This window comes from Paenibacillus foliorum, assembly GCF_013141765.1.
Taxonomy (GTDB): Bacteria; Bacillota; Bacilli; order Paenibacillales; family NBRC-103111; genus Paenibacillus_S; species Paenibacillus_S foliorum.
Genome location: NZ_WHOD01000063.1, coordinates 1 through 2,096, shown reverse-complemented (window position 1 = coordinate 2,096; position 2,096 = coordinate 1). Strand labels below are relative to the sequence as shown.

At 34.9% G+C, this 2,096-nt stretch carries 3 protein-coding genes; all 3 read left to right on the top strand.

Features of this window, described 5'->3' with window-relative positions:
* The first annotated feature begins 159 nt into the window (after window positions 1-159).
* A complete protein-coding gene (locus GC093_RS16490; protein ID WP_246314591.1) occupies window positions 160-528 on the top strand; it encodes a suppressor of fused domain protein in 369 nt (122 codons plus the stop codon).
* An 848-nt stretch (window positions 529-1,376) separates the two neighbouring features.
* Window positions 1,377-1,640, top strand: a complete 264-nt coding sequence (locus GC093_RS16485; protein ID WP_171652993.1) for an NUDIX domain-containing protein — start codon at window positions 1,377-1,379, stop codon at window positions 1,638-1,640.
* Window positions 1,627-1,851, top strand: a complete 225-nt coding sequence (locus tag GC093_RS16480; protein ID WP_171652992.1) for an NUDIX hydrolase — start codon at window positions 1,627-1,629, stop codon at window positions 1,849-1,851. Before GC093_RS16485 ends, GC093_RS16480 begins: the two co-directional genes overlap by 14 nt.
* Window positions 1,852-2,096 lie beyond the last annotated feature (245 nt).

Genomic DNA, 2,096 nt, shown 5'->3' with positions numbered 1-2,096 from the left:
AACCGAGAAGTCTGTAGTATCAGATGAAGTTATTCAATACATGACGGACTTTTTGAACTGGTTACTTTCATATAACCCCGAAACAAAAGAAAGTCACAAAGGGTTAAATTACTATGGGTAACCGTTATTAATAAGCCGGGCATCGTAGAAAATGTACCGTTGAGAGTTGAAATAGTTGGTGCATGTAAAAGTGAATTTGAATTTTTTCCAAATGTGTTAGCGACATGTTCGTTTAATGTTATTAATACTAGACTTTCATGCTCACCTGGAGTAATTTTTAAAGATGAAGTTAAAATGTATTATCCTGACCTAGAGATGAAGCATGTAATGTTTGTGGCACCCTTTCTGTGGGAAGACTCACTAACAACACTTGATTTTCCGAGCAAAAAGGTTGCGTGGTTACTTGCAATTCCGATATCTCATAAAGAGTATCTTTTTTCTAATGAGCAAGGATCAGAAAAACTTGAGACATTGTTTGAGAACAGCCAGATAAATATTTTTGACCTTAATAGAAAGTCTGTCTTATAGATAAAATGATAGTTAAACTTTCATCTGTTGAAGAGGTGGTCTATTGTGTTGAACTTGGCGATTAAGAGCTCCTTGAATCTGTAAACAAAAAGTGATGTCCAATTAACCACAATGCGACTAACCATCGTGTTGTGGAATTTTTAAAAGAGTTTAGTTCCTCGAGGGATTTCAAAGCGTGGATGGCTTGACCTATTCTATCCAGAGTGAGAGAGTGATGATATGATTGAAATCTGGCCAACGATTTATGTTCTTGTCCTTTAATGATATATGTTCTTGTATTCCGCTATCACTTGTCCAATGACAATTTATCATATTATAAAACCTGTAAGAGGACAAGAACATATAATTATATCGACCCGCGCCCAGCGCGGTTTTTTAATTGTATGGATATAAGTTCTTGTCTTTTTCGCTAGACAAGAACTTATATCCTTTTCCGATTCGAGACAAGAACATATATCGTTTACCAAGGTAAATTGATTATCTAAATTATACCATCTCTTTTTACTACAAATAAAAACATAAAACAGTAAAAGTGCTCTTAATCAGTAATCCCGAAGGTCAAGAACTTATATCTAATGCCGAATTGCATTCCCGATGGAAGAACAAAAAATCATTTTATAGGCTTTATTGCCTCGTTATGTTGTTGGAAAATATAATGGTTTAACGAAATATTTAAAACGGGACACTATAGTTCAGGAGTTGCATTGAAGCGGCTCCTTTTTGATTTCATTGAAGTAACGGGAGTTATGATTATAAATCACGACTTATCCAATATACAAAAAAGGGGAATTATTACTGTTAAGCGAATTCAAATATAATCCATTTTATAAGAAAAGTGAGGTGTTAGCGTGCGGATTAGAACGGCAGCAAGGGCAGTGATAATTAAAGATGATCAATTGCTTGTATTAAGGAGAACTAGTGTCCAAGGAGAGTTTTATGTTCTTCCAGGAGGCGGGCAAGAACATGGTGAAAGCATCCAAGAAACTCTAATAAGAGAAGTATTCGAGGAAGTAAGTTTAAACGTTGAAATTGATGAATTGCTCTTTATTAATGAATTTATCGCAAAAAGAGATTCATCGTTTCCTAAATTAGAACCTGATGTTCAAAATTGATTTTACCTTTTTGTGTACTATTACGTCTCACAACGAAGCTAAGGTCGGGAAAACTCCTGACGTGCATCAGGTTGGCATTGCTTGGGTTCCGTTGAACGAGATAACCGATTATAATGTTAATTTTATTATGGGGGAACCAAAGAGGAGTATATTATCACAGTGGATTTCTAATCATGAGAATGTAAAAACACCAACAGTTATTGCAGGTTGAACTAAACTCGAACGGAACACAATAGCTGAAAAGCTTACCTCTTAAAAGATGCGAAAGTTACTTCGGAAATAAAAAGCTCCGTTAGCAGCTAGAAACTGCTAGTGAGAAAGTGAGAGGGAAATTTTGCAATTGATGAGAAATGTATATTTATGCATTGATATACATCATTTGTCGCAGAGGCGTTTATTTCAAAACTATTTTTAGATTCGAATGAGGTTAACATTAAAAAAGACTGCGAAGCTAAG

What these genes read in the sequence shown, in the direction of transcription:
- GC093_RS16480 (WP_171652992.1), top strand. Translation starts at nt 1,627, where the DNA reads ATGTTCAAAATTGATTTTACCTTTTTGTGTACTATTACGTCTCACAAC.